The sequence below is a fragment of the Pantoea sp. 18069 genome (assembly GCF_902706035.1).
Classification (GTDB): domain Bacteria; phylum Pseudomonadota; class Gammaproteobacteria; order Burkholderiales; family Burkholderiaceae_C; genus Comamonas.
The window spans coordinates 39799-57458 of record NZ_CACSJA010000009.1; the positions used below are offsets into that span (position 1 = coordinate 39799).

Consider the following 17660-nt stretch of genomic DNA (forward strand, 5'->3'; position numbering starts at 1 on the left):
ACGTGGCCAGGGCCCCCCAGGGGCCATGCACTGGAAGATTCGACATGCGCCTGCTGCTGGTGGAAGACGATGTGATGGTGGCCAGTGGCGTCAAGCTGGGCCTGAGCGATGCCGGCTATGCGGTCGACTGGGTCGGCAGCGCCGAGCGCGCGCTCGAAGTGCTGGCGAGTGAATCGTTCGACCTGGCGGTGATCGATATCGGCCTGCCGGGCCTGAGCGGCCTGGAGCTGACCCAGCGCCTGCGCCGCAGCAGCATGGACAGCGCCGCGATGCCGATCCTGATCCTGACCGCGCGCGATGCGCTGCTCGACCGCGTGCAGGGGCTCGACATGGGGGCGGACGACTACATGGTCAAGCCCTTCGAGCTGCCCGAGCTGCTCGCGCGACTGCGCGCGCTTGCACGCCGCTCCCAGGCCGCGACCTCGGCGCTGCTGACGTTCGGCCCGCTCGAGCTCGACACTGCCGCGCGCTGCGTGGGCGTGCGCGTGGCCGATGATTCCGCCGAAGGCAGCCATCTGCAGCCCATCGACCTCGGGCCGCGCGAGTGGACGGTGCTCGAATACCTGCTGATCCATGCGCCCAAGCCTGCGAGCAAGGACAAGCTGCTGCAGGCCCTCACCGGCTGGGACAAGGAAATCACGCCGAACGCCGTCGAAGTCTATGCCTCGCGGCTGCGCGGCAAGATCGAGCCGTATGGTGTGGCATTGCGCTCCATCCGTGGTTTCGGCTACCGGCTGGAGCTGGTGGCAGGCAGCGCCTGACGCCGCGGCGTCGGCCCCACGCTGAGCCATGACGTCCAATCTGCGCTTTCGGCTGCTGCTGCTGCTGGTGCTGCCGTTGAGCGTGCTGGCCTTGATGGGCTCGTGGTTTGCCTACCGCTCGGCCGAAGCCGCCGCGGGCCAGCACGACCAGCGGCTGATGCGCTTTCTGCCCGCACTGGCCGAGGCCGTGCTCGCGCCGTCGCTCGACGGCCAATCCCCGCCCGTATTGATGCTGCCGCCGACCGTGGAGGAGTTTCTGCGCCAGCGCCAGAACGAGGCCGGCTATGCGATCGCCGACCTCAAGGGCCGGGTGCTCGCGGGCGACACCTGGATACGCGTCGAAGTGCCGAGCACGCGGGTCGCGGAATTCCACAGCCAGGAGTTCGCCGGCATCATGTACCGCGTCGCCGTGTTGCGCATCGAGACGGCGGGTGCGGGCGAGATGGTGGTGGCGCTGGCCGACGGCTCGGACGCGCGCCAGCAATGGGCGCAGCAACTGCTGCTGCGCGTGCTGCTGCCCAACGTGTTGTTGATCGCGGCGGCCGGGCTGGCGATCTACTGGTCGGTGCGCCAGGCGTTCGAGCCGCTGGTGGTGCTCGCCGGTGCGGTCGAGCGCCGCTCGCCGCGCGATCTGAGCCCCATCGACGAAGCCGCCTCGCCCGATGAAGTGCGGCCGCTGGTGCATTCGCTCAACCGGCTGTTCGCGCTGGTCGATGCCCAGGCCCAGGAGCAGCGGCGGTTTGTCGCCGATGCCGCGCACCAGCTGCGCACACCGCTTGCGGCCTTGCAGGCCCAGGTCGAAGCCTGGGCGCTGATGGTGCAGTCCGCGCCCGCGCCCGCGGATGCACCAGCGCAGTCAACGGACCATCCGCTGGAGCGCACGCTGGTGCTCAGTGCAACGCAGATCCACCAGTTGCGCGATGCCACGCGCCGCACTTCGCAGCTCGCACGCCAGTTGCTGGCCCTGTCGCGCGCCGACGCGCGCCACGCCCAGTCCCAGCCGCTGCAGCGCGTGGACCTCAAGGACCTCTGCGAGAGCCTGCTAGAAGCCTTCTTCGAACAGGCCGCGGCGAAGAACATCGACTTCGGTCTCGAAGTCGCTGCGGCCAGCGTCTGGGGCCATGCCTGGCTGCTGCGCGAGCTGCTGAGCAACCTCGTGGACAACGCGCTCAAGTACAACCCCGAAGGCGGCCGCGTGACCTTGCGCAGCGGGTCGCGCCCGGACGGCGCATTCCTCGAGGTCGAAGACGACGGCCCTGGCGTGCCCGAAGCGGAGCGCGAGCGCATCGTGCAGCGTTTCTATCGCCTGCCCGGCGCGCCCGGCGAAGGCTCGGGCCTGGGGCTGGCGATTGCCGACGAGATCGCCCAGCTGCACCAGGCCCGCCTGGTACTGGGCGAAGGCGCCGGCGGCCTGGGCCTGCGCGTGCTGCTGGTCTTTCCGCCCGAGCCCGATGCCGCGGCTTGAGTCGCGGGCCCCTTGAGCCTCCGACAAACTCAAGACTCAAGATTTAGGTGAAACTTGCGAATTGGGCGTGTTCCAGGCCAGTGGCAGCGAGCAAGGGCCGCCCCGCAGCGATGCTGCCGTCCCTGGCCGGGCGCCCCCTCCACCGAAGGTTGAGAGGGGGAGGCCGCGAAGCGGCTCAGGGGGTGCGTTGAGTTTTGTCAAGTCCATTCAGGTTGAAAACAGTAGGACATGGGAGCGGGTGGCTGTGAGAGAATTATTTACAAATTCCTGATCGCCTATGTCTGAGTCTGAAGTCCTGTCCTCCTCTTTTCTCTCTGCCGCCGTTGTTGGCGACAGCGATGCCGCCGCTGCTGCAGCGCCCGCCCCCCGCAAGCGCCCCAAGCCGGGCGAGCGGCGCGAGCAGATTCTGCAAGCGCTGGCGACCATGCTGGAGAAGCCCGGGGCCGAACGCATCACCACCGCTTCGCTCGCCGCCCACCTGCTGGTGAGCGAAGCCGCGCTGTACCGGCATTTCGCCAGCAAGGCGCAGATGTTCGAGGGCCTGATCGAGTTCGTCGAGCAGTCGGTGTTCACGCTGGTGCAGCAGATCGTCGGCCGCGACGTGGCCGACCCGGACCAGCCGGGCATCGACGGCGCGCGCCAGGCCGCACGCGTCATCGCGCTGGTGCTGCAGTTCGGCGAGCGCAATCCGGGCATGGCGCGCGTGATGGTCGGCGATGCGCTGGTGTTCGAGCATGAACGCCTGCAGCAGCGCATGAACCAGTTCTTCGATCGCATCGAATCGACGCTGCGCCAATGCCTGCGCCCCGTGGCCGATGCGCGCGGCTCGGCCAAGCCCACGGTGGACGCCCAGGTCGCGGCCAGCGTGCTGACCTCGTTTGCGCTCGGCCGGCTGCAGCGCTTTTCGCGCTCCGGTTTTCGCCGCCTGCCGACCGAGCACCTCGAAGAGAGCCTGGCGCTGATGCTTTGACGCTCAGCGTGCGCCCAGCCGGCAGTCGGCGCTCACGCTTTGCAGATAGATGTCGGCGCCCTGGTTCTGGGCCTGGTCTTCCCAGGCGATCAGTGTCTGGCCTGACGCCGATGCGCCGCTGACCAGCCGCGACTTGGCCGACGGCCGGGTCGAGACCGCGAACTGCGGGCACCGCGCGGCGCCCGTGGCATCGAGCTTGATTGCCTGGATGGTGTCGTGCCCGCCCGCGGAGGACTGCACCCAGAAAGCCAGCGTTCCATCGGTGACCGCGACACTGTGCAGATGGGCGATGTCGTGGCGCGCCAGCGGCAGGACAGTGCGGCCGGTTTCTCCCCATTGGCGCGCGCCGCGCGCATCGAACTTCTGCGCATACAGGCCACGCCGGTGCTGCTCCAGCGCACTGTCGAGCTCGGTCCAGAACAGCGTGATCTCGCCCGTGGACGGCTGGTAGGTCAGCGAGGGCGAGGTGCGTGCCTGCTGCAGGTTGGTCGACACCGGCACGCCGTTGGCGGCAAAAGCCGGGCTGCCATTGGCCTGGATATGCTGGGCATAGACCTGTATCTGCGGGTCTATGCTGTACCAGGCGAACACCGCGCCGCCCTGGCCGTCGAGCACGAAGTGCGGGAAATTCCCTTGCTGCAGCGAGCCCGCGTCGAAGATCTTCACATGCGCCGGCCCCCAGAGCAGTTGGCCGCTGGGCGAGATCTTGTTCGCATACAGGTGCTTGGCACCCGAGATGCCGCGGTTGCGGATGAAGGACACGATCACGCTGCCATCGCCCGTGGTTTGCAGGTCGGCCAGGCGGTAGCTGTAGCCGGGCTCGACGAGCACAAAATCCAGTGCAGCGCCGTCGGCGGATTTCCAGACCGGCTGGCCCAGGGGATCGAGCTTGCGCAGGCGCACGCTGTTTTCCGTGTCCGTGCTCCAGCCTATGACCGAGTGTCCATCGGGCAGGATGGAGACATGCGGCGCATGGCCCGAAGGGGCGGTCAGCGTCTGCCACAGCGGCTGGCCCGCGGGGTCGATCTTGGTCGCGGCGATGGCGCGTGCCGGCGGGTGGGCCCGGTCGTCCTGGAAGGTCAGCACGGCATTGCCCTGGGGGTCGGTCGCAAGGCCGTAGTCCTCGGTCCAGCCGACGCCGAGGTTGGCTATCTGCAGGCCCTGGTGCGGATACCGCTCGCTGCCGTCCGGGCCCAGGCGTTGCAAAAAGACGTCGTATCCCTGGGGAGCGCTGCCTTGTGGAATCAAGCTGAACCAGCTGATCCACCAATGTCCGTCGGCCGTGGCCGCAATCTGCGGCTGGACCTGGGCCGCGCCCGGGACGTTGGCGACCGGGGTGTTTTTCTGCGGGTCGGTGCTCCATTGGCCCCAGGCGCTGGCGCTGAGACTCAGCGCCAGGGTCAGGGTGGCAAAAGGGAAATGGCGGCTCATGGCATTCCTTTCATGCCCCATGGGGCGGTGCACCGGATGGTGGTGAAAATATTTCAGCATGCGCCGGGAGGGGCGCCGGCCTTGCCCTTGCCGCTGCGGTCGGCATCGCCGGATGCCGGCCATGGACGCTACGGGGGGCGGCCGTGGAAGCTAGGTGTTTACCCGCGTGGCGCAGCGAGGACAGGCGATTGTGGTGCAAAATAGTACGAACGTTCGTTTTATTTTCTTGCCATGCCTTCTTCTTCCTCCTTGTCGGACAGCCCACTCAGCGCGCGCAGCGAAGTCCGCGGGATGCACAAGGGCCAGCAAACCAAGGCCCATATCCTCGATGCGGCGCTGCACCTGGCGTCGCAGGCCGGGCTCGAGGGCCTGTCGATAGGCGCGCTGGCCGCGGCCACGGGCATGAGCAAGTCGGGCGTCTTTGCCCACTTCGGCTCGCGCGAGGAACTGCAGATTTCCGTGATCCGCGAATACCACGTCCGCTTCGAGCAGGAAGTGTTCTTCCCCGCGATGCAGGCGCCGCGCGGCCTGCCGCGCCTGCGCGCGCTGTTCGACCTGTGGATGAAGCGCACGTCGGTCGAGATCGACTCGGGCTGCATCTACATCAGCGGCGCGGTCGAATTCGATGACCGCAGCGGCCCGGTGCGCGAGGCGCTTGCCGACTCCGTTCACACCTGGCACGCGGCCATGCGCCGCACCATCGTGCAGTGCCGGGAGCATGGTGACTTACGTGCAGATGCGGATGAAGCCCAATTGCTTTTTGAAGTCCATGGGCTCATTCTGGCATTGCACTACGAAGCCCGCTTCCTGCGCGCGCAGGGTGCGCTGCAGCGCGCCCGCCAGGGTTTCGAGAATATTCTGGCGCGCTGCAGCAACTGATGCGCGCCTCGGTCCGATCACATCACCATCCATCAAAGGAGACGACACATGCCCAGCTACCAACCGCCTCTGCGTGACATGCAGTTCCTGTTGCACGAAGTGTTCGATGTCACGCAGGAGTTCAAGGCCATGCCCCGGCATGCCGAGGTCGATGCCGACACCATCAATGCGGTACTCGAAGAGGCGGGCAAGTTCGCCAGCGATGTGATCTTTCCGCTGAACATCAGCGGCGACGAAGAGGGCTGCACGCTGGATCGCGACAGCCATGCGGTCACCACGCCCCAGGGCTTCAAGCAGGCTTATGCCCAATATGTCGAAGGCGGCTGGGCGTCGCTGAGCTGTGATCCCGACTATGGCGGCCAGGGCCTGCCGTTCGTCGTCAACCAGTGCCTGTATGAAATGCTCAACAGCGCCAACCAGGCCTGGACCATGTACCCCGGTCTGTCGCATGGCGCCTACGAAGCTCTGCATGCGCATGGCACCGACGCGCAAAAGCAGCTGTACCTGCCCAAGCTGACCAGCGGCGAGTGGACCGGCTCGATGTGCCTGACCGAGTCGCACTGCGGCACCGACCTGGGCCTGCTGCGCACCAAGGCCGAGCCCCAGGCCGACGGCAGCTACAAGCTCACGGGCAACAAGATCTTCATCAGCGCCGGCGAGCATGACCTCACCAGCAACATCGTGCACCTGGTGCTCGCGCGCCTGCCCGATGCGCCGGCCGGCTCCAAGGGCATCAGCCTGTTCGTCGTGCCCAAGTTCCTGGTCAACGCCGACGGCAGCCTGGGCGAGCGCAACCCGATCTACTGCGGCGGGCTCGAGCACAAGATGGGCATCCATGGCAATGCCACGGCCCAGCTCAACCTCGACGGCGCCGTGGGCACGCTGGTCGGCCAGCCCAACAAGGGCCTGGCGGCGATGTTCGTGATGATGAATGCCGCGCGCCTGGGCGTGGGCAACCAGTCGCTGGGCCTGACCGAAGTCGCGTTCCAGAACGCGCTGGCCTATGCCAAGGACCGCCTGCAGATGCGCAGCCTGTCGGGCACCAAGGCCAAGGACAAGCCGGCCGACCCCATCATCGTCCACCCCGATGTGCGCCGCATGCTGCTCACCGTCAAGGCCTATGCCGAAGGCGGACGCGCGCTGTCCACGTTCTGCTCGGTGCTGATCGACAAGGAGCTGCACCACTCCGACGAGAAGGTGCGCAAGGACAGCGCAGAACTCGTCGCGCTGCTGACCCCCATCGTCAAGGCCTTCCTGACCGACAACGGCTGGACCGCGACCACCCTGAGCCAGCAGGTCTACGGCGGCCATGGCTTCATCAAGGAATGGGGCATGGAGCAGTTCGTGCGCGATGCGCGCATCAACATGATCTATGAAGGCACGAACGGCATCCAGGCGCTGGACCTGCTGGGCCGCAAGGTGCTGGGCAACCAGGGCGCGACGCTCAAGAAGTTCGGCAAGCTCGTGGGCCGCCTGGTCGAGGAAGAGGGCGTCAACGAGAAGATGGCCGAATTCATCAACCCGATCGCGGTGCTCGGCGAGCAGATGACCAAGTTCACGACCGAGATCGGCTTCAAGGGCATGCAAAACCCCGACGAAGTCGGCGCGGCGTCGGTCGACTACCTGCGCGTCGCGGGCCATCTGGTGTTCGGCTACCTGTTCGCGCGCATGGCCCAGGTGGCGCTGCGCGAAATCGCCAAGGGCAATGCCGACCCGTTCTACCTGGCCAAGCTGCAGACCGCACGCTTTTACTTCGCCAAGCTGTTCCCCGAGACCGCGACGCTGATGCGCACCGCGCGCGCGGGCAGCCGGGTGTTGATGGACAGCGACGCCGCGCTGGCCTGAGCTTGTCTTTCGGACTTTTGCCTTTTTCTTCCTGGAGGTGCTCATGTTCAAAGCTTTTGCCGCCATGGTCTGCATGGCAATCACCGCGCCCGCCTGGGCGCAGATGACGCCCGTGGGCCTGTGGAAAAGTGTCGACGACAAGACCGGTGATCCCAAGTCGGAGATCCGCATCACCGACCAGGGCGGGGTGCTCAGCGGGCGGGTCGAGAAGCTGCTGCGCGCGGGCGCCGACCCGGCGGCGCTGTGCACGGCCTGCGTCGACGAACGCAAGGACCAGCCCATGGTGGGCCTGGAAATCATCCGCGGCGCGAAGAAGGCCGAAGGCAAGGATGTCTGGGAGAGCGGCAAGATCCTCGACCCTGAAACCGGCAAGTCGTACACGCTGCGCCTGACCCCGACCGACAGCGGCAGCAAGCTCGACGTGCGCGGCTCGATCGGACCCTTCGGCCGTACCCAGACCTGGGTTCGCGTTCAATAAGCCACGCCAGGCCTCCCGCTTCAGGCCCGTCCGCGCTGCGGGCGGGCGCATTACATGGAACCCAAGATGTCACGATTTCCTGTGAAGAAAGTCGCCGTGCTCGGCGCCGGAGTGATGGGCGCGCAGATCGCCGCCCATCTGGTCAACGTCAAGGTGCCGGTCATCTTGTTCGACCTGCCCGCCAAGGAGGGCTCGAAGAGCGGCATCGCCGAAAAAGCGATTGCCAACCTCAAGAAGCTCAAGCCGTCGCCGCTGGGCCTCGCCGCCGACGCCGACCTGATACAGCCCGCGAACTACGAAGAGCACATGAAGCTGCTCAAGGGCTGTGACCTGGTGATCGAAGCCATTGCCGAGCGCATGGACTGGAAGACCGACCTGTATCACAAGATCGCGCCTTTCGTCGCCAAGCACGCCATCGTCGCCAGCAACACGTCGGGCCTGTCGATCACCCAACTGGGCGAAGCCCTGCCCGAAGCCATGCGCGCGCGCTTTTGCGGCATCCATTTCTTCAATCCGCCGCGCTACATGCAGCTGGTGGAACTGATCGCCACGCCCGGCACCGACGCCGGCGTGGTCGATCAGCTCGAAGCCTTCGTGACCAGCACGCTGGGCAAGGGCGTGGTGCGCGCCAAGGACACGCCGAACTTCATCGCCAACCGCATAGGCATTGCCGGCATGCTGGCGACGATGAAGGAAGTCGAGAACTACGGCCTGAGTTATGACGTGGTCGACGACCTCACGGGCAAGAAGCTGGGCCGCGCCTCGAGCGGCACGTTCCGCACGGCCGATGTCGTGGGCCTGGACACCATGGCCCATGTGATCAGGACGCTGCAGGACAGCCTGACTGTCGAAACCGACCCGTTCTACGACAGCTACGCGACGCCGCCGGTGCTCAAAAAGCTGTTGGAACTCGGTCAGCTCGGCCAGAAGTCGGGTGCAGGCTTCTACAAGAAAGTCGGCCGCGACATCCTGCGCTTCGAGCTGGAGAGCGAAGACTATGTGCCCGGCGGGCAAAAGGCCGACGAGGTCTATGCGCGCATGCTGAAAAAACCCGCGGCCGAGCGCCTCAAGCTCTTGCGCAACGCCGAAGGCGCGGCCGGGCAGTTTCTCTGGGCCATCCTGCGCAACAGCTTCCACTACGCGGCCGTGCACCTCGAAAGCATTGCCGAGAGCGCGCGCGACGTCGACCAGGCCATGCGCTGGGGCTTCGGCATGCGCCAGGGGCCGTTCGAGCTGTGGCAGGAAGCCGGCTGGCTCGAGGTCGCGAAGATGGTCCAGGAAGACATAGACGCGGGCAAGGCGCTGAGCCGCGCGCCGCTGCCGGCCTGGGTGTTCGAGGGCCCGGTGGCCGAGGCCGGCGGCGTGCACACGGCCGAAGGCTCGTGGAGCCCGGCGCGCAAGACCTTCGTCGCGCGCCGCGCGCTGCCGGTCTATGCGCGCCAGCTGTTTCCCGAGCGCCTGCTGGGCGAGGCAGGCGCGGGCTTCGAGACCGCGGGCACGACCATCAGCGAAACCGATGCGCTGCGCGTCTGGACGCTGGATGCTGAGGGTGACGACCGCGTGCTGATCGCCAGCATCAAGAACAAGATGCATGCGATCAGCCCGGCCGTGATGGAAGGGCTGATGGAAGCGCTGGAACTGGCCGAAGCCGAGTATGCTGCCATGGTCATCTGGTCGGGCGACGCGCCGTTCAGCGTGGGCGCCGACCTGCAGGCAACCATGCCGGCGTTCGTGGTCGGCGGCGCCGACGCCGTGGAAAGCATAGAGCAGGAGTTGCAGCAGCTGATGCTGCGCCTGCGCTATGCGCAGGTGCCGGTGGTGGCCGGCATCCACGGCATGGCGCTGGGCGGGGGCTGCGAGCTGGCCGTGCACTGCGCGCGCCGCGTGGCCCACATGGAAAGCTATATCGGCCTGGTCGAAGTCGGCGTGGGCCTGGTGCCGGGCGCGGGCGGCCTGACCTATATCGCGCGGCGCGCGGCCGAGAATGCGGCCACGTCTACGGGCAAGGACCTGTTGCCGTTCCTCACGGAAGGCTTCACAGCCGCAGCCATGGCCAAGGTCGGCACCAGCGCGCTCGAATCGCGCCAGCTCGGCTATCTGCTCGACAGCGACCTGGTCGTCGCGCACAAGGACGAAGTGCTGTTCGTCGCGCTCAATGAAGCCCGGGCCCTGGCCGCGGGCGGCTGGCGCGCGCCGCACAAGCGGCTGTTCCCGGTCGCCGGGCGCAGCGGCATTGCGACCATACGCGGCTCGCTGGTCAACATGCGCGACGGCGGCTTCATCAGCGACCACGACCAGTACATCGCGACGCTGATTGCCGAAGTGGTCTGCGGCGGCGACGTCGACGCGGGCACGCTGGTCAGCGAGGAATACCTGATGCAGCTCGAGCGCAAGGCGTTCTGCGGGCTGATCGCCCACCCCAAGAGCCAGGAGCGCATCCTGGGCATGCTGTCCACCGGCAAACCTCTGCGAAATTGACCCCCTGAGCGGCTGGCGCCGGATGGCCGGCCCCCGCTTCCCCCCAAGGGGGACGGCAGCCTCGGTGCGGGGCGGCCCTTCCTCGATGCCACTGAATTGGGCCATGCCGGTTTCAAAGGCTATGCATAGCTGATACGTTGAAGGAATGACATGAAACAGATCCAGGACGCCTATATCGTCGCCGCGACGCGCACGCCCATCGGCCGCTCGCACAAAGGCTTTTTCCGCAACTACCGGCCCGACGACCTGCTGGCCCAGGCGCTCAAGAGCGCGCTGGCCCAGGTGCCGGGGCTGGACCCCGCGAGCATCGAGGACATCGTCTGCGGCTGCGCGATTCCCGAAGCCCAGCAGGGCCTGAACGTGGCGCGCATCGCGGCCGTGCTGGCCGGCCTGCCGACCAGCGTCGGCGGCATCACCGTCAACCGCTTCTGCGCTTCGGGCCTGTCGGCGGTGCAGATGGCCGCCGACCGCATCCGCGTGGGCGAAGCCGATGTGATGATTGCCGCTGGCGTAGAAAGCATGAGCATGGTGCCGATGATGGGCAATGCGCCCAGCCTGTCGCCCAGCATCTTCGATCGCGATGGCGACGTGGGCATAGCGTACGGCATGGGCCTGACGGCCGAGAAGGTCGCCCAGCAGTGGAAGGTCAGCCGCGAAGCGCAGGACGCGTTCGCGCTGGCTTCGCACCAGAAGGCGCTCGCGGCCCAGGCCGCAGGCGCGTTTGCCGACGAGATCACGCCCATCGAAGTCACCGACCGCGCGCTGAACCTGGCCACGGGCGAAGTTGCGCTCAACACGCGCACGGTGTCGCTTGACGAAGGCGCGCGCCCCGACACCAGCCTCGAAGGCCTGGCCAGGCTGCGCACGGTGTTCGCGGCGCGCGGCTCGGTCACGGCCGGCAACAGCTCGCAGACCAGCGACGGCGCGGGCGCGCTGATCCTGGCCAGCGAGTCGGCGATCAAGCGCTACGGCCTGACGCCGCTGGCGCGCTTCGTGAGCTTTGCGAGCAAGGGCGTGCCGCCGGCGATCATGGGCATAGGCCCTATCGAGGCGATTCCCGCGGCGCTGCGCTACGCGGGCCTGAGCCAGCAGGACATAGACTGGTTCGAGCTCAACGAAGCCTTCGCGGCGCAGTCTCTGGCGGTGATCAACACGCTGGGCCTGGACCCGTCCAAGGTCAATCCCATGGGCGGCGCGATCGCGCTGGGCCACCCGCTGGGCGCGACCGGCGCGATCCGCGCCGCGACGGTGGTGCATGCGCTGCGTCGCAACAATCTCAAGTACGGCATGGTGACGATGTGCGTGGGAATGGGGCAGGGGGCTGCGGGCATCTTTGAACGGGTGTGAAATATGTCGCCCCCACGCTTGCTCGCTTCGCGTAGCTGCGCGCTGGGGGGCGCTGCCCCCCAGGGGGGCCCGCGCCGCCTCGGGGCGGCCCGGCGGCGGCTCGCAGAGTCACCAAAACGACCGCATCCACCCCTTCGTTCATCGACACTGGCTCCATGACCATGACCCATCCTCTTGATTTGGCGCTGCAGCTGCAGCCTGTGTCCCCAGGGCAGCACGAAGGACAGACCAGCCCCGGCTACTGGAATATGGTGGGGCCGTTTGGCGGCATCACCGCTGCCACTTTGGTCAAGGCCGTGATGGACCACCCGCAGCGGCTGGGCGAGCCGCTGTCGCTGACGGTGAACTACGCGGGCGCGCTCACGGCCGGGGCGTTCACGCTGCAGGTCACGCCGGTGCGCACCAACCGCTCGACCCAGCACTGGACGCTGTCGGTGCTGCAGACCGATGCCGAAGGCGAACTCGTGGTCACGACCACGGCCACCGTGGTGACGGCGGTGCGCCGCGAGACCTGGAGCATCTCCGACGAGCCCATGCCCGAGGTGGCCGCGCCCGGCGACCTGCAGCGCATCGCGCCGGGCTTTGGCGTCGAGTGGCTTTCGCGCTACGAGATGCGGCCGGTGCAGGGCGGCTTGCCCAAGGACTGGGACGGCGCGCAGGCCCCGAGCCTGTCGCAGCTGTGGATGCGCGACGATCCACCGCGCCCGCTCGATTTCTGCGCGCTCGCCGCACTGGCCGATGTATTCTTTCCGCGCGTCTGGTTGCGGCGCGCGCGCCAGGTGCCCGCGGGCACGGTGTCGATCACGGTCTACTTCCACGCCAGCCAGGCCCAGTTGCAGACCACGGGCACGGGCTATGTGCTGGGCCAGGCCCGGGGCCAGGAGTTTCGCAACGGCTTTTTCGACCAGACGGCCCAGCTGTGGAACGAGGCCGGCTACCTGCTCGCGAGCAGCCACCAGATTGTCTATTTCAAGGAATGATCAACGCCATGACGGTTACCACCACCTCCGATATTCTTGTGCACACCGAAGACGGTGTCTGCACGCTCACGTTCAACCGGGTCGCGAAGAAGAACTCGATCACCCAGGCCATGTATGGCGCGATGGCCGATGCACTGGCCGCGGCGCGTGGCGATGCCGCGGTGCGCGTGCTGGTGTTCCAGGGCGACCTGGCGATCTTCAGCGCCGGCAACGACCTGGGCGACTTCCTCAATGCGTCCGCCAACAGCCTCGGCGGCGAAACGCCGGTGATGCGCTTCATGCACCAGCTCGTGGATTTCCCCAAGCCCGTGATTGCCGCAGTCTGCGGCCCGGCCGTGGGCATTGGCACCACCTTGCTGCTGCACTGCGATCTGGTCTATGCGGGCGACAACGCGGCTTTCTCGCTGCCATTCGTGAACCTGGGCCTGTGCCCCGAGTTCAGCTCCAGCCTGCTGCTGCCCCAGCTCATGGGCTACCACCGCGCGGCCGAAGCGCTGCTGCTGGGCGAGCCGTTCCTGGCCGAAGCCGCGCTCGAAGTCGGCCTGGTCAACCGCGTGGTGCCGCCCAGCGAGTGCAATGCGCTGGCCCAGCGCCAGGCGCGCAAGCTCGCGGCCAAGCCGCTCGCAGCGCTGGTCGAGTCCAAGCGGCTGATGAAGTCGGGCCAGGCGGCGTTGGTGCGCACTCGCATGGCCGAGGAAGGCGAGAGCTTTGGCCGCATGCTGCACGAGCCCGCGGCGCGTGAAGCGGTATCGGCCTTCATGGAAAAGCGCCACCCCGACTTTTCTCGGGTCTGACGGCCAGAGATTCGCTTGGCTGACCTGTTGGCCTGGCGTCCATAGCTGTGTAATCAGGAAACGCTTGCAAGCAGATGCATCAATCGAGGGGATTGGTTACTTTTATTGCGAGATGAAGGCGAATGTTGCCACATTGCTGTTTAGCATGGACGCTTTCCAAGGAGAGACCATGGCCGTGCAGAACCCGTTTTTTGGCAAGCGTGAGAACGACAGCTTCACCCCCCGCAGCCCCGCCACTGGCATGGCATCGACCGGCAGCAGCTTTGGCGCAAGCCCGGCCGCTGGCCAGGGCAGCGCGAGCGCGGTGCCAGCCACCGCCAGCGCGGCCGCGCAAAGCCAAGGCGGCAGCCGGCTGATCGTCGGCCCCAACATCAAGCTCAAGGGCGTTGAAATCACCGACTGCGACACGCTGGTGGTCGAAGGCACGGTCGAGGCCACGATGGATTCGCGCGTGATCGAGATTGCCGAGCAGGGCGCATTCCACGGCACGGCCGAGATCGACGTCGCCGAAATCCGTGGCGTGTTCGACGGCACGCTGATCGTGCGCCAGAAGCTCGTGATCTACGGCACGGGCAAGGTCAGCGGCAAGATCCGCTACGGCAAGGTGGTGATCGAGGAGGGCGGCGAACTCACGGGCCAGATCGAGGCTGGTTCCTCGCCCAGGAACATTTCCACGGCGCCGGGCAGCAGCGTGGTGACGGCATCGGCGAGCGCGCAACCCGCAGCGACTGCCGCAGCCGCATCCAGCCCGGCCTCGGTGGCCAGCCAGCCGCGCGTGGCGGCCGGTTTGCCCGCTTAACTGCCGTTCGTTTCGCGGCAGCGCAAGCTGCCGCAGGAACTATGCGCCGCAACCCTGCATCGGGCGCTGCCTGAAGGCCTCAGGCCTTTGGTGCAGTGTTGCGCGCGATCGCCTGGCGCCAGGCCGCAATCTGGGCGTTCTCCGGCAGGGCCTGGGGCTTGCCTTCACTGTCGATGGCGACATAGGTCAGCAAGGCTTCGGTCACCTTGACAAAGCGGCCCTGGTCGTGAAAACGCTCGGCATAGACTTCGACGTCCACCGTGACCGACGTGCGGCCCACGCGCTGCACGCTCGAATAGAACGACAGGATGTCGCCCACGCGCACCGGTTGCTTGAAAATGAATTCATTGACCGCCACCGTGACCATACGCGGCCCGAGGCGCGACGGCAGCACCGAGCCTGCGAGATCGACCTGCGCCATGACCCAGCCGCCGAAGATGTCGCCATTGGCGTTGACATCGGCGGGCATGGGAATCACCTTGAGCACGAGATCCTTGTCTGCGGGCAATGGGTGGGGAGGAAGGTCTGGACGCGGAGGCATTGGCACAATCGGGAATATAACAACAGGAATTGTCCCCGATGCGCCGTTCTGCCGAATCTCCCCAGGATTTACCCGTATCAGCTTCCCCGGCTTCCGGCGCCGACTGGGCTACGCTCAAGCGGCTGCTGCCTTATCTGTGGGAATACAAGTGGCGGGTGCTCGCGGCCCTGCTGTTCATGGTCGCGGCCAAGGTGGCGAATGTGGGCGTGCCCGTACTGCTCAAGGAGCTGGTCGACGCGCTCACGCTCAAGCCCGGCGACGCAGCCGCGGTGCTGGTCGTGCCCGCAGCCATGCTGCTGGCCTATGGCGCGCTGCGTTTTTCGACGGCGCTGTTCACCGAACTGCGCGACCTGGTGTTCGCCAAGGCCACGCAGGGCGCGGCGCGCAGCATCGCGCTGACGACCTTCGAGCATCTGCATGCGCTGAGCCTGCGCTTTCACCTCGAACGCCAGACCGGCGGCATGACGCGCGACATCGAGCGCGGCGTGCGCAGCACCGAGTCGCTGATCTCGTATTCGCTCTACAGCATCCTGCCGACGCTGATCGAGATGGTGCTGGTGCTGAGCATCCTGGCGCTGCGCTTCGACGTCTGGTTCGCGGTGATCACGCTGGCCGCGCTCGTGCTGTATGTGGTGTTCACGGTGCAGGTCACCGGCTGGCGCACGCGCTTTCGCCGCGAGGCCAATGCCCAGGAGTCGGCGGCCCACACCAAGGCCGTGGACTCGCTGCTGAACTACGAAACTGTCAAGTATTTCAACAACGAAGCGTTCGAAGCGCGCCGCTACGACGAGAACCTTGAACAGCTGCGCCGCGTGCGGCTCAAGAGCCAGACCACGCTGAGCCTGCTCAACGCCGGCCAGCAGATCATCATCGCCACCGCGCTGGTGGCCATCCTGTGGCGCGCCACGCAGGGCGTGGTCGACGGCCGGCTGACGCTGGGCGACCTGGTCATGGTCAATGCGTTCATGATCCAGCTGTACATTCCGTTGAATTTCCTCGGCGTGATCTACCGCGAGATCAAGCAGAGCCTGGTCGATCTGGACCGGATGTTCGTGCTCATGGACCGCGAACGCGAAGTCGCCGACGCGCCCGATGCGCAGCCGCTGCAGACCGCTGGCTGCCCCGCGGTGCGTCTCGAAGACGTGCATTTCGCCTATGACCCCGCGCGGCCCATCCTGCGCGGCGTGAGCTTCGAGATTCCCGCGGGCAAGACCGTGGCCGTGGTCGGTCCTTCGGGCTCGGGCAAGTCGACGCTGGCGCGGCTGCTGTTCCGTTTCTATGACGTGCAGCAGGGCCGGGTCACGATTGCGGGCCGGGACATCCGTGGCCTGACGCAGTCCAGCGTGCGCCAGGCCATAGGCATCGTGCCCCAGGACACGGTGCTGTTCAACGACAGCGTCGAATACAACATCGCCTACGGCCGCCCCGGCGCGCGCCACGACGAAGTGGTGGCCGCGGCGCGCGCCGCGCGCATCCATGACTTCATCGCCGGCACGCCCCAGGGCTACGCGACGCGCGTGGGCGAGCGCGGGCTCAAGCTGTCGGGCGGCGAAAAGCAGCGCGTGGCGATTGCGCGCACCTTGCTCAAGAATCCGCCCATCCTGATCTTCGACGAAGCCACCTCGGCGCTGGACTCGGCCAACGAGCGCGCGATCCAGGCCGAGCTGCAGAGCGCGGCGCGCAACAAGACCACGCTGCTGATCGCCCACCGCCTGTCGACGGTGGTCGATGCGCACGAAATCCTGGTGCTCGACGCCGGCGAGATTCTCGAGCGCGGCACGCATGGCCAGTTGCTGGCGCTGGGCGGGCGCTATGCGCAGATGTGGGCGCTGCAGCAAAGCCAGTCGGTCGCCGAGGGCGTGGCGCTGGCCTGACCCGGATCGCAGCAGGCATAGGCGCGAGGATGGAGAATCGATTTTTTTGCTGAGCCTTGCGCCATGAAACCTGTACTGCTTGCACTGAACCATCTTTCCCCCGCGCACCTGGACCAGCTGGCCCGGGCGTTTCCCATGCTGGAGCTGGTCAACCAGCCGGATGTGACGAAGTGGCATGCGACCATCGCCGCGGTCGGCGAGCGCGTGCAGGCGGTGCTGACGCTGGGCTCGTCAGGCTTGAGCGCGGCCCATATGCAGGCCATGCCCGCATTGACGCTGGTCTGCGCGCTGGGCGTGGGCTATGAAAACATCGACGTCGCGCATGCCCACGCGCAGGGCATTGCCGTCGGCAATGGCGCAGGCACCAACGACGAGTGCGTTGCCGACCATGCGATGGGGCTGATGCTGGCGTCGATGCGCGGCATCGTGCGCCTGGACGGCCTCACGCGCGCCGGTGTCTGGCGCACGGCCTTGCCTATTCCGCCCCATGTCTCGCACAAACGCCTGGGCATTGTCGGCCTGGGCACGATAGGCGCGCGCATCGCCCAGCGCGCGCTGGGCTTCGAGATGGAAGTCGGCTACCACAACCGCCGCGCGCGCGAAGGCGTGGCCTACCGCTACTTCGACGATCTGCTGGCGCTGGCGACCTGGGCCGATGTGCTGCTGGTGGCCATTCCCGGGGGGGCCGAGACGCGCCACCTGGTGAATGCCCAGGTGCTCGACGCGCTCGGCCCGAACGGCCATCTGGTCAACATCGCGCGCGGCAGCGTAGTCGACACGGCCGCGCTGGCCGCCGCGATCCGTGCGGGCCGCATTGCCGGTGCAGGCCTCGATGTCTACGAAAGCGAGCCGCTGCCGCCGGCCGAACTGCTCGATCTAGACGCCGTGGTGCTCACGCCCCATGTGGGCGGCTGGTCGCCCGAAGCCGTGCAGGCGTCGGTGGACCGTTTTGTGGCCAATCTGCGTTGCCATCTGGAGGGAAGGCCGCTGGTGTCGCCGGTTTGAGACGAGGGCGGCG

The 17660-nt window shown here is 66.9% G+C and carries 15 protein-coding genes; 13 read left to right on the top strand and 2 right to left on the bottom strand.

Annotated features, from left to right (window positions below; translation table 11 throughout):
- Positions 1-44: 44 nt before the first annotated feature.
- The 3 genes from GVL12_RS09350 (at position 45) to slmA (ending at position 3196) form a co-directional block, all read left to right on the top strand.
- A complete protein-coding gene (locus tag GVL12_RS09350) occupies positions 45-761 on the top strand; it encodes a response regulator transcription factor (protein WP_159913154.1) in 717 nt (238 codons plus the stop codon).
- Positions 762-789: 28 nt separating this feature from the next.
- Entirely contained in the window at positions 790-2226 is a 1437-nt protein-coding gene (locus GVL12_RS09355) for a sensor histidine kinase (protein ID WP_159913156.1), read from the top strand.
- Positions 2227-2503: 277 nt separating this feature from the next.
- Complete coding sequence (slmA, locus tag GVL12_RS09360) at positions 2504-3196, top strand: nucleoid occlusion factor SlmA (RefSeq protein ID WP_159913158.1); 693 nt, start codon at positions 2504-2506, stop codon at positions 3194-3196.
- Between the two features lie 3 nt (positions 3197-3199).
- Here slmA and GVL12_RS09365 read toward each other — a convergent pair whose 3' ends face one another.
- Positions 3200-4627, bottom strand: coding sequence for a hypothetical protein (locus GVL12_RS09365; protein ID WP_159913160.1), 1428 nt, complete (start codon positions 4625-4627; stop codon positions 3200-3202).
- A 231-nt stretch (positions 4628-4858) separates the two neighbouring features.
- Here GVL12_RS09365 and GVL12_RS09370 point away from each other — a divergent pair, with 231 nt between their 5' ends.
- The 8 genes from GVL12_RS09370 to GVL12_RS09405 all read left to right on the top strand — a co-directional run bounded on the left by GVL12_RS09370 (position 4859) and on the right by GVL12_RS09405 (position 14227).
- Positions 4859-5506, top strand: a complete 648-nt coding sequence (locus GVL12_RS09370) for a TetR/AcrR family transcriptional regulator (protein WP_159913162.1) — start codon at positions 4859-4861, stop codon at positions 5504-5506.
- 48 nt (positions 5507-5554) lie between these two features.
- Positions 5555-7351 carry an acyl-CoA dehydrogenase C-terminal domain-containing protein gene (locus GVL12_RS09375; protein ID WP_159913164.1) on the top strand — a complete coding sequence of 599 codons (1797 nt, stop codon included), beginning with the start codon at positions 5555-5557 and terminating at the stop codon, positions 7349-7351.
- Positions 7352-7394: 43 nt separating this feature from the next.
- On the top strand, positions 7395-7829 hold the full coding sequence (locus GVL12_RS09380) for a DUF2147 domain-containing protein (RefSeq protein WP_159913166.1): 435 nt from the start codon (positions 7395-7397) through the stop codon (positions 7827-7829).
- 66 nt (positions 7830-7895) lie between these two features.
- A complete protein-coding gene (locus tag GVL12_RS09385; protein ID WP_159913168.1) occupies positions 7896-10307 on the top strand; it encodes a 3-hydroxyacyl-CoA dehydrogenase/enoyl-CoA hydratase family protein in 2412 nt (803 codons plus the stop codon).
- A gap of 150 nt (positions 10308-10457) precedes the next feature.
- Positions 10458-11654 carry an acetyl-CoA C-acyltransferase gene (locus tag GVL12_RS09390; protein WP_159913170.1) on the top strand — a complete coding sequence of 399 codons (1197 nt, stop codon included), beginning with the start codon at positions 10458-10460 and terminating at the stop codon, positions 11652-11654.
- Between the two features lie 161 nt (positions 11655-11815).
- Positions 11816-12634, top strand: coding sequence for an acyl-CoA thioesterase II (locus tag GVL12_RS09395; protein WP_200843627.1), 819 nt, complete (start codon positions 11816-11818; stop codon positions 12632-12634).
- An 8-nt stretch (positions 12635-12642) separates the two neighbouring features.
- On the top strand, positions 12643-13428 hold the full coding sequence (locus tag GVL12_RS09400) for an enoyl-CoA hydratase (RefSeq protein WP_159913174.1): 786 nt from the start codon (positions 12643-12645) through the stop codon (positions 13426-13428).
- 169 nt (positions 13429-13597) lie between these two features.
- On the top strand, positions 13598-14227 hold the full coding sequence (locus GVL12_RS09405; RefSeq protein WP_159913176.1) for a polymer-forming cytoskeletal protein: 630 nt from the start codon (positions 13598-13600) through the stop codon (positions 14225-14227).
- A 79-nt stretch (positions 14228-14306) separates the two neighbouring features.
- Here the strand turns inward: GVL12_RS09405 and GVL12_RS09410 are convergent, their stop codons facing one another.
- Entirely contained in the window at positions 14307-14768 is a 462-nt protein-coding gene (locus tag GVL12_RS09410) for an acyl-CoA thioesterase (protein ID WP_159913178.1), read from the bottom strand.
- A gap of 38 nt (positions 14769-14806) precedes the next feature.
- Here GVL12_RS09410 and GVL12_RS09415 point away from each other — a divergent pair, with 38 nt between their 5' ends.
- Together GVL12_RS09415 and GVL12_RS09420 are read left to right on the top strand one after the other, a co-directional pair.
- A complete protein-coding gene (locus GVL12_RS09415) occupies positions 14807-16642 on the top strand; it encodes an ABC transporter ATP-binding protein/permease (protein ID WP_159913180.1) in 1836 nt (611 codons plus the stop codon).
- A 63-nt stretch (positions 16643-16705) separates the two neighbouring features.
- Positions 16706-17647: a 2-hydroxyacid dehydrogenase gene (locus GVL12_RS09420; RefSeq protein ID WP_159913182.1), complete on the top strand. Its 942-nt coding sequence runs from the start codon at positions 16706-16708 to the stop codon at positions 17645-17647.
- Positions 17648-17660 lie beyond the last annotated feature (13 nt).